The organism is Streptomyces sp. NPDC005262 (genome assembly GCF_042872425.1).
Classification (GTDB): domain Bacteria; phylum Actinomycetota; class Actinomycetes; order Streptomycetales; family Streptomycetaceae; genus Streptomyces.
The window spans coordinates 51,183-73,033 of record NZ_JBIAKK010000001.1; the positions used below are offsets into that span (position 1 = coordinate 51,183).

Sequence of the window (21,851 nt, forward strand, 5' to 3'; positions counted from 1 at the left end):
CTCACAGCTTCGGCGCAATCTCTTCGGTCCAGATCCGGGTGCGCTCCTCGGGTGCCATGTGGCAGGCCGAGTAGTGCCCGTCGCCGACCAGCTTCAGCTCGGGACGTGTGGTGCGGGTGATGTCGCCCTTGGGGACGTCCGCGTACGGGCAGCGCGGGTTGAAGGCGCAGCCGGTCGGGATGTTGATCAGCGACGGCGGCTGGCCCTTGACCGGGACCAGCCGTTCGGTCTGCTCGCGGTCGATGCGCGGCATCGAGGTGAGCAGACCCCAGGTGTACGGGTGCTGGGCCTGGTAGAAGACCTGCTCCGCGGGACCGCGCTCGATGCACCGGCCGCCGTACATCACCAGCAGCTCGTCGGCCATCTCGGCGACGACACCCAGGTCGTGGGTGATCATGATGACGGCGGAGCCGAACTCCTTCTGCAGGTCCCGGATCAGGTCCAGGATCTGCGCCTGGACGGTGACGTCCAGGGCGGTGGTCGGCTCGTCGGCGATCAGCAGCTCGGGGTTGTTGACCAGTGCCATCGCGATCATGGCGCGCTGGCGCATACCGCCGGAGAACTCGTGCGGGTAGGCGTCGACCCGCTTGTGCGGTTCGGGGATGCCGACCCGGTCGAGCATCTCGATCGCACGCGTACGGGCGATCTTCTTGCTGACCTTGTGGTGAACCCGGTATGCCTCCACGATCTGCGCGCCGACCGTGTAGTACGGGTGCATCGCGGAGAGCGGGTCCTGGAAGATCATCGCCATCTTGCGGCCGCGCAGTTCGCGCACCCGGTCGGCGGTGGCCCCGATCAGTTCCTCGCCGTCCAGCCAGACCTCGCCGGAGATCCGGGCGTTGGGGGCCGTGCGGTGCAGGCCCATCACGCCGAGCGAGGTGACGGACTTGCCGGAGCCGGACTCGCCGACGATGCCGAGGGTCTGCCCCGGCTTCACATCGAAGCTGACGCCGTCGACCGACTTGACCAGGCCGTCGTCCGTCTGGAAGTGGATGCGGAGATCCCGTACGGAGAGGAAGGCCTCGTCGTCGCCGGAACGCTGGCCGGCCACCGGCTCGCCCGGCGCCTCGGTCTTGGAAACCTCACTCACGAGAGCCTCACCCTGGGGTCGATGGCGGCGTACACCAGATCCACCAGCAGATTGCAGATGACGATGAAGAAAGCGGCGACCAGCGTCACGCCCATGACGATCGGAAGGTCGTTGTCCTGCACGCTCTTGACGGCGTACTGGCCGAGTCCGGGGAAGGAGAACACGGTCTCGGTGATCACGGCGCCGCCGAGCAGCAGACCGAAGTCCATGCCGAAGATGGTGACGATGGGGGTCAGCGCGGCCCGCAGCCCGTGCTTGCCGATGACCCGGCTCTCCTTGAGGCCCTTGGCGCGGGCCGTACGGATGTAGTCCTCGCCCATGGTCTCCAGCATTCCGGCCCGGGTGAGCCGGGCGTAGAGCGCGGAGTAGAGGAAGGCGAGCGAACACCACGGGATCAGCAGATTCCACGCCCAGTCGGCGGGATTGTCCGTGAACGCCACGTAGTTGACGCCTTCCCAGATCGGCCACTGCACGGTGAGGACGCCGAGCGCCAGCATGCCGGTGAAGAAGATCGGGAGGGAGACGCCGGCCAGGGCGACGCCCATGAAGAAACGGTCCAGCAGCGACCCCCGCTTGAGGGCGGAGACGACACCGATGGCGATGCCGCTGATCAGCCAGATCACGGCGGCACCGATGGCCAGCGAGAGCGTCACCGGGATGCGCTGGGTGAGCTGCGGCCAGACCTCGACGTGACGCTTGAAGGAGTAGCCGAAGCACGGGGCGTGGCACTGCGAGGCGTCGGGTCCGAAGTTGTAGGTGGCACCGACGAAGATCTGCTTGATGAAGTGCCAGTACTGCGTGTACAGCGGCTGGTCGAGACCCAGGTTGTGCTTGACCGCGGCAATGGACTGAGGATTGGCATCCTTGCCCACATACTGCGCGGCAAGCTGGTCCATCGTCTGCCCGGCCAGCCGGGGGACGAGGAAGAAAATCGCGAAGGTGACTGCGCTGACGATCAGCAGCAACAGCACCGCGCCGAAGACGCGTCGAATGATGTACGCAGCCACAGCTGTCCGGCGGCGGTGTCCGCCGGCCGGGCGCTCCGAGGAGCACCCGGTCCGGCGGACACCGAAACCTTCACCTGCCTTTCGAACTTTCGGGGGTACGGGGGTCGCCCCCCGAATGAATCAGCCCGGCGGACAGGCCCGGCAGTTACTTGGAGGAGCCCATCAGCAGGTAGTCGTACATGCCGAGGTATGCCTGCGTGACCGTGACGTTGGTCGCGGAGACCGGACGCAGCAGCAGGTTCTTGCGGTAGACGAGCGGCACGGCGGACGCGTTCTCGGCGACCAGCTTGTCGATGTCGCCCCAGGCCTTGGCGCGGGCGGTGTCATCGGTGTTGGCGATGGCCGAGTTGAGCGCCTTGTTGATCGCCGGGTCGTCGAGTTCCTGGACGTTGTTGCCACCGGTCGGCTTGATGGCCGAGCCGTTGATGATCTGGTCCAGGAAGCCGAAGCCGGTCGGCCAGTCGGCGCCCCACGCGGTCATGATCATGCCGAGCTTGTGCTCGTGGACGTAGCTCGGGTTACCGGCGAAGTTCTGGAAGTACTTGCCGCCCGGGAACGTCTTGATGTTGGCGGTGACGCCGATCTTCTTCAGGGACGCCTGGACCGCGGTGACCATCGACATCTCGGCCGGACGGTCGGAGCGGGCGGAGATGTTGGTCTCGAAGCCGTTGGGCTGACCGCACTCCTTCAGCTCGGCCTTGGCCTTCTCGATGTCGCCCTTGTGACCCTCGGTCTCGTACAGGTCGAACTTGCTGTACCCGCTGACGGTCGGCGGCAGCAGCGTCGTCGCGACGTCACCCTTCGGGTCGCCACCCTGGGCGGCCTGGACCGACGCCTTGTCGATACCCCACTGCACGGCCTTGCGGCAGTGGATGTTGTCGAACGGCTTCACGTGCACGTTCAGACCGATGTACGAGGTGGCGCCCGCGTACGCGTTGTCCGTCTGCTTCTTGAGCTTCTGGTCGGTCAGGACCTTGGGCTGCGTGGCGGGGGCCACACCGGTGCCGGCCGCGTCCACCGTGAGGTTGTCCGCGAGAAGGTCGTTGTCGACCGTCTCCTGCTTGACCTTGAAGCGGATGTTGATCTTGTCCGGCAGGGCCGGGCGGATCGGGTCCGTCTTCGGGTCCCAGTTCTCGTTACGGACGAGGCTGGCGCTCTTGCCCTCCTCGTACGAAGCGAACTTGTACGGACCCGAGGACACGATGTGCTGGACGTACTCGGCGCCCTTGTCCTTCGCGGCCGGCACGGGGGCCGTCTGCGAGAAGGTCGCGAGGTAGTCGAAGTCCGCGAAGGCGTCCTTCAGCTTGAAGACGATGGTGCTGTCGTCCGGGGTCTCGATGGACGCGATGCCGTCCGGGTTCTTGTCCTTGTACGGACCCTTGTACTTGTCGCCGCCGATGAGGTGCGCCTTGAAGTACGTCGGGCCGTTGGACAGCGCCTCGGGCGAGAAGTTGCTTCGCTCGATGGCGTACTTGATGTCCTTCGAGGTGATCGGCGAACCGTCCTCGTACTTCAGGCCCTTCTTCAGGGTGTACGTCCACGTCTTCGCGTCGGCGCTGGGCTTGCCCAGCGACTCCGCGAGGTCCGGGACGACCTCCAGACCGGCGCCACCGGCGGCCGGCTTGAAGCTGGTCAGCGTACGGCCGTAGAGGCGCGCGAAGTTCTGCACCCAGCCGTAGTACGTGTTGCCGGGGTCGAGGGAGTCCGGCTCGTCCGACAGTGCGAGGGCGAGCGTGCCACCCTTCTTGTCCGACTTGTTGACTACGGAGGTCAGCGCGGCGTCGGTGGCGCCACTGCTACCACCCTTGCTCTTGCTGTCGCTGTCCGAACCGCCACAGGCGGTTGCCCCCAGCGCGATTGCCACAGCTGTGGCGATCGCAGCTGTCGCTCTTTTGGTCTTCACCTGAGGAATGCCCCCTCGATCGATGGTTGCGGCAGAAGTGTTGGCAGGTGCCGCGGATTACTTGCTGCGCGGGTCGAGGGCATCACGGAGCCCGTCACCCAGCAGATTGAACGCCAGAACGGTGATGAAGATCGCCAGACCCGGCACGATCATGTACTGCGGATCGGCCTGGTAGATCTCGGCGGCCGTGGAGAGCATGCCTCCCCAGGAGGCCTGCGGCGGAGCGATTCCGACACCCAGGTAGCTGAGCCCCGCCTCGAAGAGGATGTTCGTCGGGATCAGCAGCGTGGAGTAGACCAGGATCGGCGCGACCAGGTTGGGCAGCAGCTCCCGCATCAGGATGAACGGGCCGCGGGCGCCCAGGCTTCGGGCCGCCTCCACGAACTCCCGCTCGCGCAGGCTGAGCGTCTGGGCGCGGACGATCCGGCCCATGTACGGCCAGCTGAAGAAGCCGATGACGAAGATCAGCACCGCGATCCTGAGCGGCAGCCCCGACAGTCCGAACGCTCCGTCCTGGAGCGAGGCCGAGATGGAGATCGCGAAGAGGAGCAGCGGGAAGGCGAGGAAGACGTCCATCGTGCGGCTGATGAGGCTGTCGGCCCAGCCTCCGTAGAAGCCTGCGGTGACGCCCATGATCACACCGATGATCACGGAGACCAGAGTCGCGCCGCCCGCGACGAGGAGGGACACCCAGGAACCCTCGATGATCCGGGACAGGATGTCGCGTCCGTACTGCGGATCGACACCGAGGGGATGATCCCAGCTCATGCCGCCCCAGGCGCCCTTGGGCGACAGCAGCGCCGGGTCGATCAGGTCCTGGTGGAACTCGTTGGGGTCGAGACCGAACATCGCCTGGATCGGCTTGGAGAGCACGGCCAGCAGCACCAGCAGGATGACAACGATGCCGCCGGCGACTGCCACCTTGTCGCGTTTGAAGCGGTTCCAGGCGATCCGTCCTAGCGAACGACCCTCGATCTGTGAGGCCTTGACGCCCTTCAGCACAGACTCGGGCTGAGAACCGGCCTGCGATTCAGTGGTCTCTATGGGTGCGGTCATCGTCCCTCGTGCTTGCCCGTGCCGACGGTTGCCGACGATGCTTGGCGGCCGCCCGGGTCGACGGTGCGGTCCGTTGCTGCCGTGTTGCCGGGTGGTTCAGGTGGTGCCGAGGAACGGCGTCCCGTTCCGGAGCGCTCTGCACCGGAACCGACATCCCTCTGTCCGGGGAGTCTTCAACGCGCCTGCGATCACCCGCCAGACCTGACGGGGAATGTTTGCTCAAACGTGATGAGGTCAGAAGGATTCCGTAATCCGGACAGCGTTGCCCGGGGAGCGGATTCAGGCTTTCGAACCACCGCTGTTTTCCGGCCAGTTGCTCCAGGATCCATGGGAAGCGCCGGATGCTCCGGTAGGCAGGAATTGTCCGGACTTGGGCTTCCGTGACGTCATTTGCCGGTAGCTCAAGCGATTTCGGCAGGATCGGCGCACAGCCCGGGTCAACTCACCGGGCGCGCCTGCCCGTCGGGGGCGCGGCGGGACAATCCCGGACGCCTCCGGCTCATCTACCCGAAGGGGTACCCGTAGGCGGAACCGGCGGCGGGCGGCGGACCGGCCTGGGCGTGTGCCTCGCGGTCGTAGAACGGGCGGGCGTTGGCACGCAGCCACATCGCGACCGGGTCGTACTCGTCGGACATGGCGACGGTCGAGACGGGGAGCCCGTCCGGGACCGCGCCGATCGACTGCTGCATCATCGCGCGCACCGTGTCGACGGAGGACTGACTCGTGTCGTAGAGATCGAGACCGATGGCGAGATAGGGGACACCCAGTGCGGGCTGCACCCAGGCGCGGCGCAGCGAGCGGATCGCAGGGGTGCGATGGGCGTTCTGCGACAGCAGTGCGTAGAACTGCGGGATCTCGATGGCCGGCTCGGTGAGCCGGAGGGGGCCCGCGGGCATCCGGTCGAGTCCGGTGGCGATCCGTCTCAGATCCAGCCAGGGAATGCCGACGCCGCCACCGGGGGCGTGCGGGTTGAGCCAGATGCCCCAGCGGTCGGGAAAGAGGGCGCGGGCGATGTCGACGCCCGTGACCACCTCATGGGCCCGGTTCCATCCGCTGGCCGCGAGTTCCTGGGCCGAGGTCACGCAGGGGGCGTAGCCGAGCCCGTCGATCTCCATGTTCCCGTACTGGGCGTCCGGCGATCCGGCCTGGCCGTGCCAGAGCAGCATCCAGATCCGGTCCTGGGCGAGGGCCCGCAGCAACGCCTCGTACGCGTCGTAGCGCCCGGGCGTCACCTGACGCAGCATGTGCTCGACCTGCCCGGCCGCCGCGGTGCCTGACGCACTCACCCTGGGTCCCGCCCCTCTTCGATCCACTGTGTCGGCCTGCCGCTCCCGGGGCACACGGGTGCGGCACGGTGGCCGAGGCACTAGCCATCATCAAACCAGCTTAAGCGGCGTCCCTGACACCGACTTGACGTCACAGGCCGACGGGTCGCGCACCGGCCGCCGGGCTCCGGCAAGGGGGCGGCAGGCCGCTCAGTGGCCCTCGCGCTGGTAGAACGGCCGGATCCTGGCCCGCATCCAGTCGGCTACCGGGTCCTGCGCCACGTCCAGCAGGACCAGGTTGACCGGCCAGGGCACCTCGACCCGGCCGAGCGCGCGGCCCAGGGCATCCATCGGGGCATTGCGTCCGGCACCGTCCCACGTCGAGAACTCGACGCCTATGAAGAGGACGGGGTCGCCGCCCTCGATGCTGGCCAGCGTGCGACGGGCGGTGCGCACGACACCGCTCTCCTCGAATTCGCCGGCCGCGGCGGCGAGGAAGTCGACGGGCTCCTCCTGCCAGTCCGGCTCGTACAGGCGGACACGGCCGCCGCTGGCCGGCCCGTCCAGAGAGGTGCGTCCGGCGCGGCAGAGCTCGGCGACGGCGGGCGGCGGCAGCGGCATGCCGACGGCGCCACCCGGATTCACCGCGATGCCGAGCTGCGGGGGCAGTCCGCGGGCGAATTCGCGGGCAGGCGCCACGGTGAAGGACATATGGGTGCCGACGCAGCTCAGGAACTGCTGTTCGGAGCTGAAGACGGGAACGTACGCCGCACCCTCGATCTCCACCGTGGGCAGATCGAGCGACGGGGCGTCGGGACCGCCGCCGTTGGGAAGGGGCACCCAGAGATGACTGCGGCCGAGCACTTCGACGAGCCGGCCGCCCGCTTCCGGGCTGCCGAGCGAGGCCCCGAGCACCTCTTCGAGCTCATTGGCCGGCCATCCGCCCTGCAAATGGGTCTGGACCGGTGCCGGAATGTCCACTGCTTCCCCTTCTCGCCCCACGGCTTGCCGCAGAACAGTAACTCTGGCGCGCCCTTCCGCGCTGACGGGCGGCAGTGGTGCTACAGGCTGTGGTCGGTGAATGTGATCCGGGCGAGCATCCCGGCCGCCTCCCGGTCCAGCAGCACCGCCGAGCAGCAGCCGGGCGGCAGGATGCCGGCCTCGGTGTCCCGCAGCAGCCTGCCGACGGCCCTGCGGTGCCGGGCGAAGGCGTAACCCGAGACTCCGCGCCCTCGCTCGCGCTGGCCCTCCCTCGCCACCTGAGGGGTGACGTCCAGCAGGACGAGGTGAAGGACACGGCCGCGGCGTCGCGCGTCCCGGGCCAGCCAGCCCCGCACCCACGCCTGGGTACCGCAGTCGTGGACCACGACCGGGTCACCGGAGCGCAGCGCCCGCCAGAGCCCCCAGTAGTGGGCGACACGGACCAGCGGGCGGTAGAGGGCGTACGGGAGTAAGCGGGGCACTCGCCGCGCCCAGCGGTCCCGGGTGTCCTGGGAGTCGATGGCCCGTACGGCCACCGCTCGCCGGATGAGCGTCGATTTGCCGCTGCCCGGCAGCCCGGAGACCACCACCACATCGCCCGCGGCGAAGTGCAGGCCGCGCGGGCTGCGCCCGGCGCGCTCGCGCAGATCGCGCACGACGGGTGCGTGCGTGCCGAGCCTTTCCCGGACAGGTGTGCCCGGCTGCGCGGTCATCGCGCCGTGCGCGACCCCCGCGGTCGTCGCGTACCGCTGCAACGTCATTGCCCTCCCCCTGTCGGTCACCCACGCCTGCCCTCGAAGTGTAAAGAAAAGGCAATGCGAGACAACCGTCCCACCGTTCGTTTCCCTCACGCGGTACCGACGCCCCACTCTTCCGCAATGCGTGCGATGATGACCCGGCCAACTGCATAAAGGCCGCTTGAATCCACGCGGGAGAGTTCCGGCCGTTGACCGTGCCGGGCGCCGAAGGAGCAAGATCCTCCCTTGAATCTCTCAGGCCCCGTACCGCGTGGATGAGGCAGATCTGAAAAGCGAGCCGCCGCGGCGGCTCCACCCAAGGTGCAAGCCGAACCCGTCAGGGTCTCTCGGCGAACCTCTCAGGTTCCGATGACAGATGGGGAGGGATCGTCCTCGTCGTCATGCCCTGGGAGCCAGACCTATGAGCAACGCCCCCCGTCTCACCGCCCTCGACGCCCTGCACCGCTCGCTGGGCGCGACCATGACCGACTTCGCGGGCTGGGACATGCCGCTGCGGTACGCGAGTGAGCGCGACGAGCACAACGCGGTGCGTACGAAGGCCGGCCTCTTCGACCTGTCGCACATGGGCGAGATCACCGTCACCGGCCCGCAGGCAGCGGCGTTCCTGAACTTCGCGCTGGTCGGCAACATCGGCACCGTCGCCGTCGGCCGCGCCCGCTACACGATGATCTGCGCCGAGGACGGCGGGATCCTGGACGACCTGATCGTCTACCGCCTCGGCGAGACCGAGTACATGGTCGTCGCCAACGCCGGGAACGCCCAGATCGTGCTGGACGCCCTGACCGCCCGCGCCGACGGGTTCGACGCTGTGGTGCGCGACGACCGCGACGCGTACGCGCTGATCGCCGTCCAGGGCCCCGAGTCCCCCGCCATCCTGGCCTCGGTCACCGACGCCGACCTGGACGGTCTGAAGTACTACGCGGGCCTGCCCGGCACCGTCGCCGGCGTGCCCGCGCTGATCGCCCGCACCGGCTACACCGGCGAGGACGGCTTCGAGCTGTTCGTGGCCCCCGAGCACGCCGAGCAGCTCTGGCAGGCCCTCACCGCGGCGGGCGCCCCGCACGGCCTCATCCCGTGCGGCCTGTCCTGCCGTGACACGCTGCGCCTGGAGGCGGGCATGCCGCTGTACGGGCACGAGCTGACCACCGAGCTGACGCCGTTCGATGCCGGTCTGGGCCGGGTCGTGAAGTTCGAGAAGGAGGGCGACTTCGTCGGCCGCAAGGCACTGGAGGCCGCCGCCGAGCGTGCCGAGAGCGCCCCGCCGCGCAAGCTGGTCGGCCTGATCGCCGAGGGCCGCCGGGTGCCGCGCGCCGGTTTCCCCGTCGTCGCCGAGGGGCAGATCATCGGCCAGGTCACCTCCGGTGCCCCGTCCCCGACCCTCGGCAAGCCGATCGCCATCGCGTACCTGGACGCCGCGCACGCCGCGCCCGGGACCGCGGGCGTCGGAGTGGACATCCGCGGCAGCCACGAGCCGTACGAGGTCGTGACCCTGCCGTTCTACAAGCGGCAGAAGTGACGCAGTCGCGTCTCAGCCCGTAAGACCACCGTTCATCAGCACTCCCCCGCGTACAGGAGAATTCAGGTCATGAGCAACCCCCAGCAGCTGCGTTACAGCAAGGAGCACGAGTGGCTGTCGGCCGTCGAGGACGGTGTGGCCACGATCGGTATCACCGAGTTCGCGGCCAACGCGCTCGGCGACGTCGTCTACGCCCAGCTCCCCGAGGTCGGTGACACGGTGACCGAGGGCGAGACCTGCGGTGAGCTGGAGTCGACCAAGTCCGTCAGCGACCTGTACTCGCCGGTGACCGGTGAGGTCACCGCCGCGAACCAGGACGTCGTGGACGACCCGGCGCTGGTGAACTCCGCTCCCTTCGAGGGCGGCTGGCTGTTCAAGGTACGCATCACGGAAGAGCCGAAGGACCTGCTCTCCGCAGACGAGTACTCCGAGTTCTCCGGCAACTAAAGACCCCAAGGGACCACCTGATGTCGCTTCTCAACTCCTCCCTCCACGAGCTGGACCCGGACGTCGCCGCCGCCGTCGACGCCGAGCTCCACCGTCAGCAGTCCACTCTCGAAATGATCGCCTCGGAGAACTTCGCTCCGGTCGCGGTCATGGAGGCCCAGGGCTCCGTCCTCACCAACAAGTACGCCGAGGGCTACCCGGGCCGCCGCTACTACGGCGGCTGCGAGCACGTCGACGTGGTCGAGCAGATCGCCATCGACCGGATCAAGGCGCTGTTCGGCGCCGAGGCCGCGAACGTCCAGCCGCACTCGGGTGCGCAGGCCAACGCCGCCGCGATGTTCGCGCTGCTGAAGCCGGGCGACACGATCATGGGTCTGAACCTGGCCCACGGCGGTCACCTGACCCACGGCATGAAGATCAACTTCTCCGGCAAGCTCTACAACGTGGTCCCGTACCACGTGGACGACACCGGTGTCGTGGACATGGCCGAGGTCGAGCGTCTGGCCAAGGAGTCCAAGCCGAAGCTGATCGTCGCCGGCTGGTCCGCGTACCCCCGCCAGCTGGACTTCGCCGCCTTCCGCCGCATCGCGGACGAGGTCGGCGCGTACCTGATGGTCGATATGGCGCACTTCGCGGGCCTGGTGGCCGCGGGCCTGCACCCCAACCCGGTGCCGCACGCCCATGTCGTCACGACCACCACGCACAAGACCCTCGGCGGTCCGCGCGGTGGCGTCATCCTGTCGACGCAGGAGCTCGCCAAGAAGATCAACTCTGCCGTCTTCCCCGGTCAGCAGGGTGGTCCGCTGGAGCACGTGATCGCGGCCAAGGCGGTCTCGTTCAAGGTCGCGGCGACCGAGGAGTTCAAGGAGCGCCAGCAGCGCACCCTGGACGGCGCCCGCATCCTCGCCGACCGTCTGGTGCAGCCGGACGTCACCGAGGTGGGCGTCTCCGTCCTCTCCGGCGGTACCGACGTCCACCTGGTCCTCGTGGACCTGCGCAACTCCGAACTGGACGGCCAGCAGGCCGAGGACCGGCTCCACGAGCTCGGCATCACGGTCAACCGCAACGCCATCCCGAACGACCCGCGGCCGCCGATGGTCACCTCCGGTCTGCGGATCGGTACGCCGGCTCTGGCCACCCGCGGCTTCCGGACCGAGGACTTCACCGAGGTCGCCGAGATCATCGCGTCGGCCCTGAAGCCCTCGTACGACGCGGACGACCTCAAGGCCCGCGTCACCGCGCTGGCCGAGAAGTTCCCGCTGTACCCCGGCCTGAAGTAGTCCGGGAAAGCGGTTCTGTACGTTTGAGGCGGGGCACCGCGCACACTGGACAGTGAGCGCGGTGCCCCATCCCTTGTCCCGCTGCTCTTCGGACCGACCGGTCCGTACCGCACCACCCGGCAGACAACGACGTCTACCAACCCCTTAGGAGTCACTCGTGGCCATCTCGGTCTTCGACCTGTTCTCGATCGGCATCGGCCCGTCCAGCTCCCATACGGTCGGCCCGATGCGCGCGGCCCGTATGTTCGCGCGCCGGCTGAAGAACGAGGGCCTGCTCGCCCACACCGCCTCGATACGCGCCGAGCTGTTCGGCTCGCTCGGCGCCACCGGACACGGCCACGGCACGCCCAAGGCCGTCCTGCTCGGCCTGGAGGGCGGCTCCCCCCGTACCGTCGACGTCGAGTCCGCCGACGACCGGGTGGCCGAGATCCGTGCCTCCGGGCGGCTCAACCTCCTCGGCATGCACGAGATCGACTTCGACGCCGACGAGCAGCTGGTCCTGCACCGCCGCAAGGCACTGCCGTACCACGCCAACGGCATGACGATCTTCGCGTACGACCACGAGGGCGCCCCGCTGCTCGAGAAGACGTACTACTCCGTCGGCGGCGGCTTCGTCGTGGACGAGGACGCGGTGGGCGAGGACCGGATCGTTCTCGACGACACCGTCCTCAAGCACCCCTTCCGCACCGGCGACGAACTGCTGCGGCTCGCGAGGGACACCGGGCTGTCGATCTCCTCGCTGATGCTGGAGAACGAGCGCGCCTGGCGCACCGAGGACGAGATCCGCTCCGGTCTGCTCGACATCTGGCGCGTCATGCAGGCGTGCGTGTCGCGCGGCATGTCCCGCGAGGGGATCCTGCCCGGCGGCCTCAAGGTCCGCCGCCGCGCCGCGAACACCGCGCGCCAGCTGCGCGCCGAGGGCGACCCGCAGGCCCACGCGATGGAGTGGATCACCCTCTACGCGATGGCGGTCAACGAGGAGAACGCCGCGGGCGGCCGCGTCGTCACGGCCCCGACCAACGGCGCAGCGGGCATCATCCCGGCCGTGCTGCACTACTACATGAACTTCGCGGCAGGCGGCGCCACCCAGGCCGAGAAGGAGGACAGCGTCGTCCGCTTCCTCCTCGCGGCGGGCGCCATCGGCATGCTGTTCAAGGAGAACGCCTCGATCTCCGGCGCCGAGGTCGGCTGCCAGGGCGAGGTCGGCTCCGCCTGCTCGATGGCCGCGGGCGCCCTCGCCGAGGTCCTCGGCGGCTCAGCCGAGCAGGTCGAGAACGCCGCCGAGATCGGCATGGAACACAACCTCGGCCTGACCTGCGACCCGGTCGGCGGCCTCGTCCAGATCCCGTGCATCGAGCGCAACGGCATGGCGGCGGTCAAGGCCGTCACCGCGGCAAAGATGGCGCTGCGCGGCGACGGCACCCACAAGGTCTCGCTCGACAAGGTCATCAAGACCATGAAGGAGACCGGTGCGGACATGAGCGTGAAGTACAAGGAGACCGCGCGCGGTGGGCTCGCAGTGAACATCATCGAGTGCTGAGAAAGGGCCTCTGATCAGGGGCTTCTCATCCACCAGCATGTCACGGGCTGCCCCGCCCGCACGGCGGATCACCCTGGGGAGCCCTCCGGACAGAGCTTTGGTGACCCCTGAAGGGTCCCCGGGCCGCCGCCGGGGGCCGCTTGCGCTGCGCCGTGCCGAGCGCCACGGCATATTGGGTAGGTGGCCCCAGGAACCCCACGTCGCTGCGGTGGCGGATGACACCGGTGGGGTGCGATGGGCACGGTGGACCCGGCGTGGCCGGGGGTGCGCCGAGGTGTTGTCCGTAAGGAGGCACTGGCACGGATGAGCACACGTCATGACTCCGCCGGTTGCCAGGACGGGTCCTTTGCCGCTCAGGGCGCGGGGCTGGTGGTGGACGACCACGGGATCGTGGTCGAGTGGAGTTCGCAGGCACAGGCACTGCTCGGCTATGCGGCCGAGGAAGTGCTGGGGCGCCGGGTGCCGATCCTGCTGACCGCGCCCGGCGAGCACAGGGAGCCGGGGGCCTCCGAGGCGAGGAGGTGCGCCGGTGAGCCAGCCGTCCGCCATCGGTCCGGGCAGGGACTCTCGGTCGGCATCCAGGTGTGGCCCGTGGTGGGTGAGGGCGGTGCCGTGTGGTGGTCCGTGCTTCTGACCCCGGCCGGGAGTTCCGTCCGGCCGGGTATCGACAGCGCGATATTGCGCGCGGTGCTGACCCAGTCCCCGCTCGGCCTGCAGGTCCTTGATCCCGAACTGCGGCTCATGCGGTTCAACTCAGCCGCGCCGGGTGTGCGCGGTCTGCTGGGCGACGAGGTCATCGGCCGGCCGATTCGCGAGGTGGCACCGGGTCTGGTCGACGATGCGCTGGAGCGGATGCTGCGGGACGTCCTGGACACGGGTCGACCCGTGATCGACGTCGAGCACGTCGGGCGGCCACCCACCGACCCCGATCACGAGCACATCTACTCCGTCTCGCTCTACCGCCTCCAGGACCGCGCCGGGGACGTCCTCGGCCTGCTGGCGGCATCGACCGACATCTCCGAGCGGCATCGGGCTCGCGCGGGCCTGGACCTGCTGCTCGACGCGAGCACACGCATCGGTACCACCTTGGACGTGGGGACGACGTGCGAGGAGCTGGTCGAGGTCGCGGTGCCGAGCCTGGCCGACATCGCCGCCGTGGACATCGTCGACGAAGTACTGCAGGGGAAGGCCCCACGACCCGGTCCGGTGAGCTCCCACGCCATGCTGCGACGGGCGGCATTCAAGTCGACCGAAGGGGAACAGGCATCGGTCGCCTACCGTGTCGGAGAGGTGAACCATTCGTATCCCCGGTCCTTCCGGGACTGCCTGACCGATCTGCGACCCCGCCTCGTTCAGCACCTGAAGATCGACAGCGAGTGGGCCATGCACGACACCGTGCGCGCCGAGCTGATCCACCGGACCGGGGCCCATTCGCTCATGGTCGTACCGCTCACCGCCCGCGGGGTCGTCCTCGGTCTGGCCAGCTTCTACCGGACCGCGACACCGGACCCGTTCGAGGAGGACATCCTCGCCCTCACGGCGGATCTCGGCGCCAGGGCCGCCCTGTGCATCGACAACGCGCGCCGGTACACCCGTGAACGCACCTCCGCCCTCATCCTGCGCTCCAGCCTGCTGCCGGAGGCCCTCCCTGCCCAGAACGCCGTCGAAGTCGCCCTGCACCACGTGTCCGCCGCCGCAGGAGACTGGTACGACGTGATCCCACTCTCCGGGGCTCGCGTGGCACTCGTCGTCGGACACGTGCCAGGACACGGCATGCATGCCGCCGCCGCCATGGGCCAACTGCGCACCGCCATCAACACCCTGGCCGCCCAGGACCTGGCCCCCGACGAACTGCTCGCGGACCTCGACGACCTGGTGACGGGCACTGCCGGCCGCGGCGCACCCTCGACCCGCACGCACCCGACGCGCGAACAGGCGATCGGCGCCACCTGTGTGTACGCGGTCTACGACCCGATCTCCCGGCGCTGCACGCTGGCACGCGCCGGCCACCCCGCCCCCGTCATCGCTTCGCCCCACGGCTTGGTGGGCATACCTGACATTCCCGCCGGACCGGCACTGGGAAGCGGCCGCCCGCCCTTCCAGACGAGCGAGCTGGAAATCGCCGAGGGCAGCACCCTCGCCCTGTTCACCAACAGCCTCATCACAACCCACGACAGCGATCCGGAACAGGGCCTGACCCGACTGCGCCGCGTCCTGGGCAACCCGCTCCCCGCACTCCAGGAAACCTGCGACGCCATCATCCGTGCCCAGCGCCCCACCACGCACGACAACGACGTCGTCCTGCTCCTGGCCCGTACCCGCGCCCTCGCCGCCGACCAGGTCGCGTCCTGGACGCTCCCCAACGACCCGTCCGTCGTCACCAACGCCCGCAGCCTCACCAGCCGGCGGTTGGCGACCTGGGGACTGCACGAACTCGACTTCACCACCCAGCTGTTGGTGAGCGAGCTGGTCACCAACGCCATCCGCTACGCCACCGGCCCCGTCCGGCAACGCCTGATACGGGACCGGACCCTCATCTGCGAAGTCACCGACGACAGCAGCACAGCCCCCCACCTGCGCCAGGCGGATCTCGCCGACGAAGGTGGCCGCGGCCTCTACCTCGTCGCGCAACTGGCCGGCCGCTGGGGTACCCGCTTCACCGCCCGAGGAAAAACCATCTGGGCGGAACAGGCCTTGCCCTGAACCGTCGGCCCCGACGCCGGCAGGGCACCGGCACGACCAGTACACCGTGGCTCCCGACCGGGTGGGCCAGGTGCGCACCGGGCGGCGACGTTCCCGCGCTTCGGTGCGGAGACTCGTTCTGCCCGGTCGGCGTCTCGGTCAGCATCCGCCGCCCCGCCCGCATCCGCCGGATGCCCGGCATACGGATGAACGCGGCACTGCGGATCCCGCTGCCCGTGGCATGTGCGCCCGGCGCACGCCCTCTGACCGGGTGACGGTGCACATCATCTTTCCGCGCCGGTCGTTGATCTTGCGAGGAATTCCACTTCGGGGACCGTCCCGTGGTTCCCCGGCCGACTCGATGGAGAACCATCAATGAAATCCAGAATGCTCACCGTCGCCGCTGCGCTCACCGTCGCCGGTCTCATCGGGGCCGGATCCGCCGCAGCGGCGCCCGGAACGGTCTCGGGCAACGGCGGCAACCGCATCGGAACGGTGCAGTCCGACGGCGACGCGCACGTCAAGGAGGGCGGCCTCAGTGCCATCTGGACCCTGGAGAGCGCCAGCATCAAGCAGATCGCGCTCTCCGGCGACCGCATCGGTGTCCTCAAGGGCAACGGCGACGCGTACGTGAAGGACGGCGGCCTCAACGCCGGCTGGGTCAAGGAAGCCTCGAACGTCAAGCAGATCGCGCTCTCCGGCAACCGCATCGGCGTCCTGAAGGACAACGGCGACGCCTACGTGAAGGACGGCAGTCTGACCGCCGCCTGGGTCCACGAAGCCGCCAAGGTGAAGGAGCTGGAGCTGTCCGGCGACCGCATCGGCATCGTCCAGGGCAACGGCGACGCGTTCGTGAAGGACGGCGGCCTCCACGCCGCCTGGGCCTACGAGGGCGGCGACATCGTCGACATCGACCTGGCGGGCGACCGGATCGGGGTGTTCACGGGCGACGGCAGGGCGTATGTGAAGGCCGGCAGCCTCAAGGCCACGTATGCGAGGGAGGGCAGCGACGTCATCCAGCTCGAGCTCTCCGGCGACCGCATCGGCATCCTCAAGGACAACGGCAAGGCGTACGTGAAGGACGGCCGTCTCAGCGCCGCCTGGGCCCACGAGGCGGACAACGTCATTCAGATCGCGCTCTCCGGGAACCGCATCGGCGTCCTCAAGGGCAACGGCAGGGCATACGTGAAGGACGGCAGCCTGACCGCCGCCTGGGTCCACGAGGATGACAACGTCACCGAGCTCGCCCTGTCCTGATCCCTGGCCCTCGTCCGGGCTCGGGGTTGTCCGGACGAGGGCACTCCACCTGCCTGTCGTGGCGGGGACGGCTCCCGGGCGATCCGGCCGGAGCCGACACCTTGGCCGGTGAGTCGCTCGACTCACCAGTTCACCAACTGCTCATAAGTGAGCAGGCGTTCGTGGCGATCAAGCAGTTTCGGTCACAAAATGCTTCCATCCACCGCTCTCCCAGGGTTCACTGGATGTGACGAGTGGTGACGCGATCGCTGTCCGTATGCGGTCCGCCGCCGTGGCCAACCGGCCCGGCTCCGAAGCCCCGGCCCCGGCGGAGGAAAGAGGACAGCGATGAGCTCTCCCGGAATCGATCGCCCGCGCGCCTGCACTGATTCGTGAAAGCGACTCATTCCCATTCCCTGTTCGCAACGTTCAGACGAGGGGCACCATGAGCAAAATCACGCTTCCAGAATTCCACATGCCGTTCGAGAGCACGGGCTGCAATCCAGGTATTCAGGCAACCAAACAAGCCACCTGGGAGTGGGCGGCCGAAAACGATCTCGTCCTGTCTCCGGTGGCTCAGAAGAAGATGATCCGGACACGCCCGGAGCTCTGGATATCCCTGATATTCCCGGCCGCCTCGCAGGAGCACCTCGACCTCTTCTGCCAGTGGCTCTTCTGGGCCTTCCTGGTGGACGACGAGTTCGACGACGGCCCGGCCGGCCGCGACCCGCACCTGTGCGAGGAGGCCATCGCCCGACTGGTGGACGTACTGGACGGAACCAGTGCGCCGAACGGCCCCATGGAGCACGCTCTCGACGGTCTGATGATGCGGACCTGCGAGGGGAGGTCGCCGCGCTGGGTCCGGCAGTTCCGCCGGGACACCGTCGGATGGCTGTGGACGTACTACGCGGAGGCCGTCGACCGGGCCGCGGGCCATGTGCCGAGCACCGCCGACTTCGTGAAGCACCGCCGTGACTCGGTGGCCATGCAGCCGTTCCTCGACCTGCACGAAATCACTGCCGGAATAGATCTCCCGGAATCCGCCCGATCCCTTCCCGCGTACATCGCACTGCGCAATGCGGTGGCCGATCACTCGGGCCTCTGCAACGACATCTGTTCATTTGAGAAAGAGGCCGTGCTCGGTTACGAGCACAATACCGTCCGGCTCATTCAGCGGGATCGCAGCGGCACGCTGCAGGAGGCCGTCGACGAGGCCGGGACATGGCTGGCGAGGATCGCCGACCGGGTGCAGCGAGCGGAAAAGGAAATCGTCGAGGAGATAGAGGCCGCACGCATCGACGGCCCGGCACGCGCCGCCCTCGAGCGCTGCGTCCAGGACTACCGGGGGCTCGTCCGCGGGGACTTCGACTACCACGCACGGGCGGAGCGGTACACCCGCCCCGACCTGATGGAGGTCGACGAACAGCACTCCCTGTCCCGGAACTTCGCCGCCTGACCCGCCGGGAACGGGGCACCGGGCCAGGCCGGATCCGGACCGGTCCGATCCGGCCTCATCCGAAGGAAGGCCCTCGCCCAGGCGGTCGTCCAGGGGCGCCGGTTCCGTCACCGGCGCCCTCCGGCGGCAGCGCACGCGGGACAGGCGCCGGCCGATCCGGCCGCCCGAGGTAGGTGCGGCCGCCGCGGACGGACAGGTCCCTGAGCCGTCCCGCAGGTGGGCCACCTGGCGGACGTGTTCGGTCCGGCGAGCTGAGCGGTGCTGAGGAGCTACGCGTCCGGCGGCCCCCGGCCGACCACGGCCGGGGGTCCTCCCGGCGATCAGCCCTTGTTCTGGGCAGCCCAGAACTCGTCGAAGGTGAGCAGACCGTCACCGTTCGCGTCGTGGGAGTTGATGACGGCCTGGGCCACCGGCTCGGTGACGTACGGGTCACCCAGCTGAGCCATCACGCTCTTGTACTCGGCGGCCGATATCAGCCCGTCGCCGTTCAGGTCGTACCGCTCGAAAGCCTTGCGTGCCGACTCGATGTCCGCCACTGTTCCGCCCCTTCATCATGCCTAACTGACGGGGGCCAGATTAACGGGCGCGACCGGCGCCGATCGCGGCGGCCGGTCGTCCATCATGGGTGGGGTGTCCGCGGACGGCGGGCGAGGTCCGGGACCGGGGAGTGGGACGCTTGACGAAGGACGCACTGGCTCAGACCCTGACAGCTGCCGCCGACGGACGGTTCCCCCCACCGGACGGGGGCACGACGGTGGTGGCGCAGCCGAACGCACGGGACGCCGGGGTGCTGGCCTTCACCGCGCACTCGGTGGTGTTCACCGACGAGGATCCGGCATGGGTGCGGGCCACGCTGGCCGCCACCCCCGGTGATCCGCTCGCCGCGACGATGAACCCGTACTTCCTGGGCGCACTGCTCGCCCGTACCGGACGGCACATGAACACCATCGATCTGCTGACGGTCGCGGGCGCGCTGCCGGGGGCCCCGGACATCGGGCTCCGCGAGATCGAGGACCCGGAACATCCGCGGGTTGCACGGGCCATGAAGTACCGCGACGAGGTGCGGGTCTGGGCCGCCGACGGCGGTGTGCTGATTCTGGGCCGTGGGGTCGCCGGACGCTGGGAGACGGCGATCGAGGTGGCCGAGGAGGCGCGCGGCCGACGGCTCGGGGAGCGACTGGCGCGAGCGGCCCGGCAGTTGGTGCCGGACACGGTGGTGTGGGCGCAGCAGTCGCCGGGAAACGCCCGCAGTGTGCGGACGTTCCAGGCGGCGGGCTATCGGCCGGTGGGCTCGGAGGCCCTGCTGATCGCGGGCTGACCCGCGGGCCCTCGGCGGATGGCCGGAGGACGCCGGGGTGGCCGGGGCGATCAGCGGAAGACTCCGGTGTGGCCCAGCGAGTAGCGGCCCGGCTGCGGATAGACGGCGAGTCCGTGAGGTCCGCTGCCCACCGGAATACGGGCGAGCTGCTTGCCGGTGGCCGTGTCGATCGCGTACACCTCTGCGTTGTAACGCCCGGAAAGCCAGAGGACCTTGCCGTCCGCCGAGACGCCGCCCATGTCGGGGCTGCCGCCGTTCGGCAGGTGCCACTTCTTCGTCAGTTTCCTCTTCGCGAAGTCGAAGACGGAGATGGAGCCTTCACCCCGGTTGGTGACGTACATCTCCTTGGAGTCGCGACCGACGTACAGACCATGGGCGCCCTTGCCGGTGCGCAGCAGCTTCGGTCCGGTGAACTTCTTCCCGTCCAGCACCCAGATGCCGTTCGCGATCATGTCCGCGATGTAGAACGTCCCGCCGTCCGGCGACAGCTTCACGTCCTGCGGCATCGCGCCCTTGAGCGGCAGCTTCTGCCGGCCGACGACCTTCATCCTCGCCGTGTCGACCTTGAGGAGTTCGCCGGAGAATTCGCAGGAGACGATGAAGTACCGGCCGTCCGTGGAGAAGTCGGCGTGATTGACGCCCGCGCAGTCGACCGGGACCGTCCTGGCCTTCTTCATGGTGTGCGCGTCGCGGAAGACCAGCTGCCGGTCCATCGAGGCCATCACGACGGCGTACTTGCCGTTCGGCGTGAAGTACAGGTTGTACGGGTCGGAGACCGCGACCGTCCGGCCGGCCTTCCCGGTGGCCGGGTCGATGGCCGTGAGGCTGTCGCCGAGGTCGTTGTTGACCCAGAGCGTCTTCAGGTCCCAGGACGGGACCACGTGCTGCGGCTGGTGGCCGACCCGGATGGTCTCGATGACCTTGTACGTCTTCGGGTCGATGACCGACACGGTGTCGGACTTGGTGTTGGGTACGTACACGCGCGCCGGGAAGGTCTTGACGACCGGTGACAGCATTCCGGCCCGGTCGGCCGCGTACACGTCCTTGGGATCGAGCACCGGCGGCATCCCCGCGAGCCCGGCCGGGGTGACGCGCTCCGGGGTGGCGTTGTTCGGGACTACGGGCCGGGCGGCGGCCTCGGTGTCGTCGGCCTGTGGCTTCCCCTTCTCGGCGGGGATGCCACAGGCCGCGAGGAGGACGATGAGGACGCCCCCGAGCAGGGCGCCCGTGCGCTTGGTGGAGGGAATCATCAGGTCAGCAGCTCCGTAGTCGTCACCGCACGCAGTTGACGGCGGTCGATCTCGGCGAGGAGGACAGGCAGCGCGGAAACCGTGTCCGCGTAGCCGAAGTGCAGGCTCACCACCGATCCGTTGCGGATCTCCCCGGCGACCTTGCGGGTGACGGCCGCGGCGCCTGGAGAGGTGAAGTCGAGGGAGTCCACGTCGTACGAGAGGACGTGCGGGTAGCCCGCCCTGCGCGCGAGTCGCTGGACCAGCGGGGTGGCGTACCGGCTGCGCGAGGGGCGGAACCAGGTTCCGATGGAGCCGGTGAGCCGGCGCAGCCGCTGGGCGCAGCCGGTGATCTCCGCGTACGCCGCCGCCTCACCCATCGCCGAGATGTCGACATGGCTCTGGGTGTGGTTGCCGAGGTCATGCCCTCCGTCGAGGATCCGGCGGGCCATGTCGGGGTGCTCGTCGAGCCAGCTGCCGACGGCGAGGACGGTGATCCGGGCGTGAGCACGTTCCGCCTCTGCGAGCACGGCCCGGGCGACAGCCGGGTCGCCCTGGCCGTGGAAGGTCAGTGCGACCCGGGCGCGGTTGCGGGGGCCGTGGTCGATCTGGACCGGTTGTCCGGGGAAGCGGTGCGGGGCCGGCGCGGGTCGCGGGGCCGGGGGCCGCGCACCCGCGTCGCTCTTGCCGGTGGCCTGTGCGGGGGCGTCCGCGGGTGTCTCGGCAGAGGCCTTCGTGGAAGTGGCGGCGGGGTCGTGTCCCTCCGTACATCCGGCCGCGAGGGCGCCGGCCAGGGCCGCCCCTGCGCCCGCACGCAGAGCGCCGCGGCGGTGCACCGATGTCTCGGAGGCGTTCATGGGCAGAACAGTAGGGGCGCAATGCCAGGAAGATAGAAATTGACCCCATTCATAACGATTCAGAGGAGCTCGGAGCATGCCACAAGGCACCCGGCTCCTCGATGAATCACCCGCGGAACCACATAGTCATTCATGCATTGCCAGGCCAGTGACTCATCACACCTACGATTCACCGTTAAAATGTCCCGGTTTAGTCGATTCCGGCGGATTAGCGCTTTTGGCTCCGTGGT

Annotated in this window: 18 protein-coding genes and 1 riboswitch; of the genes, 8 read left to right on the forward strand and 10 right to left on the reverse strand. The window is 68.8% G+C overall.

Features of this window, described 5'->3' with window-relative positions; translation table 11 throughout:
- Position 1: 1 nt before the first annotated feature.
- From ACFYP5_RS00225 to ACFYP5_RS00255, 7 genes are all read right to left on the reverse strand, one after another.
- On the reverse strand, positions 2-1,090 hold the full coding sequence (locus ACFYP5_RS00225; protein ID WP_389028500.1) for an ABC transporter ATP-binding protein: 1,089 nt from the start codon (positions 1,088-1,090) through the stop codon (positions 2-4).
- Entirely contained in the window at positions 1,087-2,097 is a 1,011-nt protein-coding gene (locus tag ACFYP5_RS00230; protein WP_389028503.1) for an ABC transporter permease, read from the reverse strand. Before ACFYP5_RS00230 ends, ACFYP5_RS00225 begins: the two co-directional genes overlap by 4 nt.
- 145 nt (positions 2,098-2,242) lie before the next feature.
- A complete protein-coding gene (locus ACFYP5_RS00235; protein WP_389028506.1) occupies positions 2,243-4,000 on the reverse strand; it encodes an ABC transporter substrate-binding protein in 1,758 nt (585 codons plus the stop codon).
- Between the two features lie 57 nt (positions 4,001-4,057).
- On the reverse strand, positions 4,058-5,056 hold the full coding sequence (locus tag ACFYP5_RS00240; protein ID WP_030971359.1) for an ABC transporter permease: 999 nt from the start codon (positions 5,054-5,056) through the stop codon (positions 4,058-4,060).
- A 503-nt stretch (positions 5,057-5,559) separates the two neighbouring features.
- Positions 5,560-6,342: an enhanced serine sensitivity protein SseB C-terminal domain-containing protein gene (locus tag ACFYP5_RS00245; protein ID WP_389028508.1), complete on the reverse strand. Its 783-nt coding sequence runs from the start codon at positions 6,340-6,342 to the stop codon at positions 5,560-5,562.
- A 189-nt stretch (positions 6,343-6,531) separates the two neighbouring features.
- The gene (locus ACFYP5_RS00250; RefSeq protein ID WP_389028511.1) at positions 6,532-7,302 is read right to left on the reverse strand and encodes an enhanced serine sensitivity protein SseB; all 771 of its coding nucleotides are present in this window, start codon (positions 7,300-7,302) and stop codon (positions 6,532-6,534) included.
- Positions 7,303-7,382: 80 nt separating this feature from the next.
- Positions 7,383-8,063 (reverse strand): AAA family ATPase, encoded by a 681-nt coding sequence (locus ACFYP5_RS00255; RefSeq protein WP_389028513.1) that lies wholly within the window; start codon positions 8,061-8,063, stop codon positions 7,383-7,385.
- Between the two features lie 158 nt (positions 8,064-8,221).
- Positions 8,222-8,319: riboswitch (glycine riboswitch) on the forward strand.
- Positions 8,320-8,460: 141 nt separating this feature from the next.
- Here ACFYP5_RS00255 and gcvT point away from each other — a divergent pair.
- The 7 genes from gcvT to ACFYP5_RS00290 all read left to right on the forward strand — a co-directional run bounded on the left by gcvT (position 8,461) and on the right by ACFYP5_RS00290 (position 18,217).
- The gene (gene gcvT / locus ACFYP5_RS00260; protein ID WP_389028516.1) at positions 8,461-9,576 is read left to right on the forward strand and encodes a glycine cleavage system aminomethyltransferase GcvT; all 1,116 of its coding nucleotides are present in this window, start codon (positions 8,461-8,463) and stop codon (positions 9,574-9,576) included.
- A gap of 69 nt (positions 9,577-9,645) precedes the next feature.
- The gene (gene gcvH, locus ACFYP5_RS00265) at positions 9,646-10,023 is read left to right on the forward strand and encodes a glycine cleavage system protein GcvH (RefSeq protein ID WP_030931004.1); all 378 of its coding nucleotides are present in this window, start codon (positions 9,646-9,648) and stop codon (positions 10,021-10,023) included.
- Positions 10,024-10,043: 20 nt separating this feature from the next.
- Positions 10,044-11,303 carry a serine hydroxymethyltransferase gene (glyA, locus tag ACFYP5_RS00270; RefSeq protein ID WP_030931007.1) on the forward strand — a complete coding sequence of 420 codons (1,260 nt, stop codon included), beginning with the start codon at positions 10,044-10,046 and terminating at the stop codon, positions 11,301-11,303.
- A 157-nt stretch (positions 11,304-11,460) separates the two neighbouring features.
- Positions 11,461-12,843 (forward strand): L-serine ammonia-lyase, encoded by a 1,383-nt coding sequence (locus tag ACFYP5_RS00275; protein WP_389028519.1) that lies wholly within the window; start codon positions 11,461-11,463, stop codon positions 12,841-12,843.
- 303 nt (positions 12,844-13,146) lie between these two features.
- A complete protein-coding gene (locus ACFYP5_RS00280; RefSeq protein WP_389028521.1) occupies positions 13,147-15,546 on the forward strand; it encodes a SpoIIE family protein phosphatase in 2,400 nt (799 codons plus the stop codon).
- Between the two features lie 354 nt (positions 15,547-15,900).
- The gene (locus tag ACFYP5_RS00285; protein WP_389028524.1) at positions 15,901-16,782 is read left to right on the forward strand and encodes a peptidase S1; all 882 of its coding nucleotides are present in this window, start codon (positions 15,901-15,903) and stop codon (positions 16,780-16,782) included.
- 424 nt (positions 16,783-17,206) lie between these two features.
- The gene (locus ACFYP5_RS00290) at positions 17,207-18,217 is read left to right on the forward strand and encodes a terpene synthase family protein (RefSeq protein WP_389028527.1); all 1,011 of its coding nucleotides are present in this window, start codon (positions 17,207-17,209) and stop codon (positions 18,215-18,217) included.
- Positions 18,218-18,537: 320 nt separating this feature from the next.
- On the opposite strand, the gene ACFYP5_RS00295 is transcribed toward ACFYP5_RS00290, so the two are convergent.
- Positions 18,538-18,753, reverse strand: a complete 216-nt coding sequence (locus ACFYP5_RS00295; RefSeq protein WP_018102550.1) for an EF-hand domain-containing protein — start codon at positions 18,751-18,753, stop codon at positions 18,538-18,540.
- Between the two features lie 140 nt (positions 18,754-18,893).
- On the opposite strand from ACFYP5_RS00295, the gene ACFYP5_RS00300 reads away from it, so the two are divergent.
- Complete coding sequence (locus tag ACFYP5_RS00300) at positions 18,894-19,535, forward strand: GNAT family N-acetyltransferase (protein WP_389028531.1); 642 nt, start codon at positions 18,894-18,896, stop codon at positions 19,533-19,535.
- 50 nt (positions 19,536-19,585) lie between these two features.
- On the opposite strand, the gene ACFYP5_RS00305 is transcribed toward ACFYP5_RS00300, so the two are convergent.
- Complete coding sequence (locus ACFYP5_RS00305; RefSeq protein WP_389028534.1) at positions 19,586-20,785, reverse strand: beta-propeller fold lactonase family protein; 1,200 nt, start codon at positions 20,783-20,785, stop codon at positions 19,586-19,588.
- The gene (locus ACFYP5_RS00310; RefSeq protein ID WP_389028536.1) at positions 20,785-21,621 is read right to left on the reverse strand and encodes a polysaccharide deacetylase family protein; all 837 of its coding nucleotides are present in this window, start codon (positions 21,619-21,621) and stop codon (positions 20,785-20,787) included. Before ACFYP5_RS00310 ends, ACFYP5_RS00305 begins: the two co-directional genes overlap by 1 nt.
- Positions 21,622-21,851: the final 230 nt, after the last annotated feature.

Excerpts from the sequence above, each read along its gene's own strand:
- ACFYP5_RS00240 (WP_030971359.1), bottom strand. The coding sequence starts at position 5,056 with ATGACCGCACCCATAGAGACCACTGAATCGCAGGCCGGTTCTCAGCCC.
- ACFYP5_RS00255 (WP_389028513.1), bottom strand. The coding sequence starts at position 8,063 with ATGACGTTGCAGCGGTACGCGACGACCGCGGGGGTCGCGCACGGCGCG.
- gcvT (WP_389028516.1), top strand. The coding sequence starts at position 8,461 with ATGAGCAACGCCCCCCGTCTCACCGCCCTCGACGCCCTGCACCGCTCG.
- gcvH (WP_030931004.1), top strand. The coding sequence starts at position 9,646 with ATGAGCAACCCCCAGCAGCTGCGTTACAGCAAGGAGCACGAGTGGCTG.
- glyA (WP_030931007.1), top strand. The coding sequence starts at position 10,044 with ATGTCGCTTCTCAACTCCTCCCTCCACGAGCTGGACCCGGACGTCGCC.
- ACFYP5_RS00280 (WP_389028521.1), top strand. The coding sequence starts at position 13,147 with ATGAGCACACGTCATGACTCCGCCGGTTGCCAGGACGGGTCCTTTGCC.
- ACFYP5_RS00285 (WP_389028524.1), top strand. The coding sequence starts at position 15,901 with ATGAAATCCAGAATGCTCACCGTCGCCGCTGCGCTCACCGTCGCCGGT.
- ACFYP5_RS00290 (WP_389028527.1), top strand. The coding sequence starts at position 17,207 with ATGAGCAAAATCACGCTTCCAGAATTCCACATGCCGTTCGAGAGCACG.
- ACFYP5_RS00305 (WP_389028534.1), bottom strand. The coding sequence starts at position 20,785 with ATGATTCCCTCCACCAAGCGCACGGGCGCCCTGCTCGGGGGCGTCCTC.
- ACFYP5_RS00310 (WP_389028536.1), bottom strand. The coding sequence starts at position 21,621 with ATGAACGCCTCCGAGACATCGGTGCACCGCCGCGGCGCTCTGCGTGCG.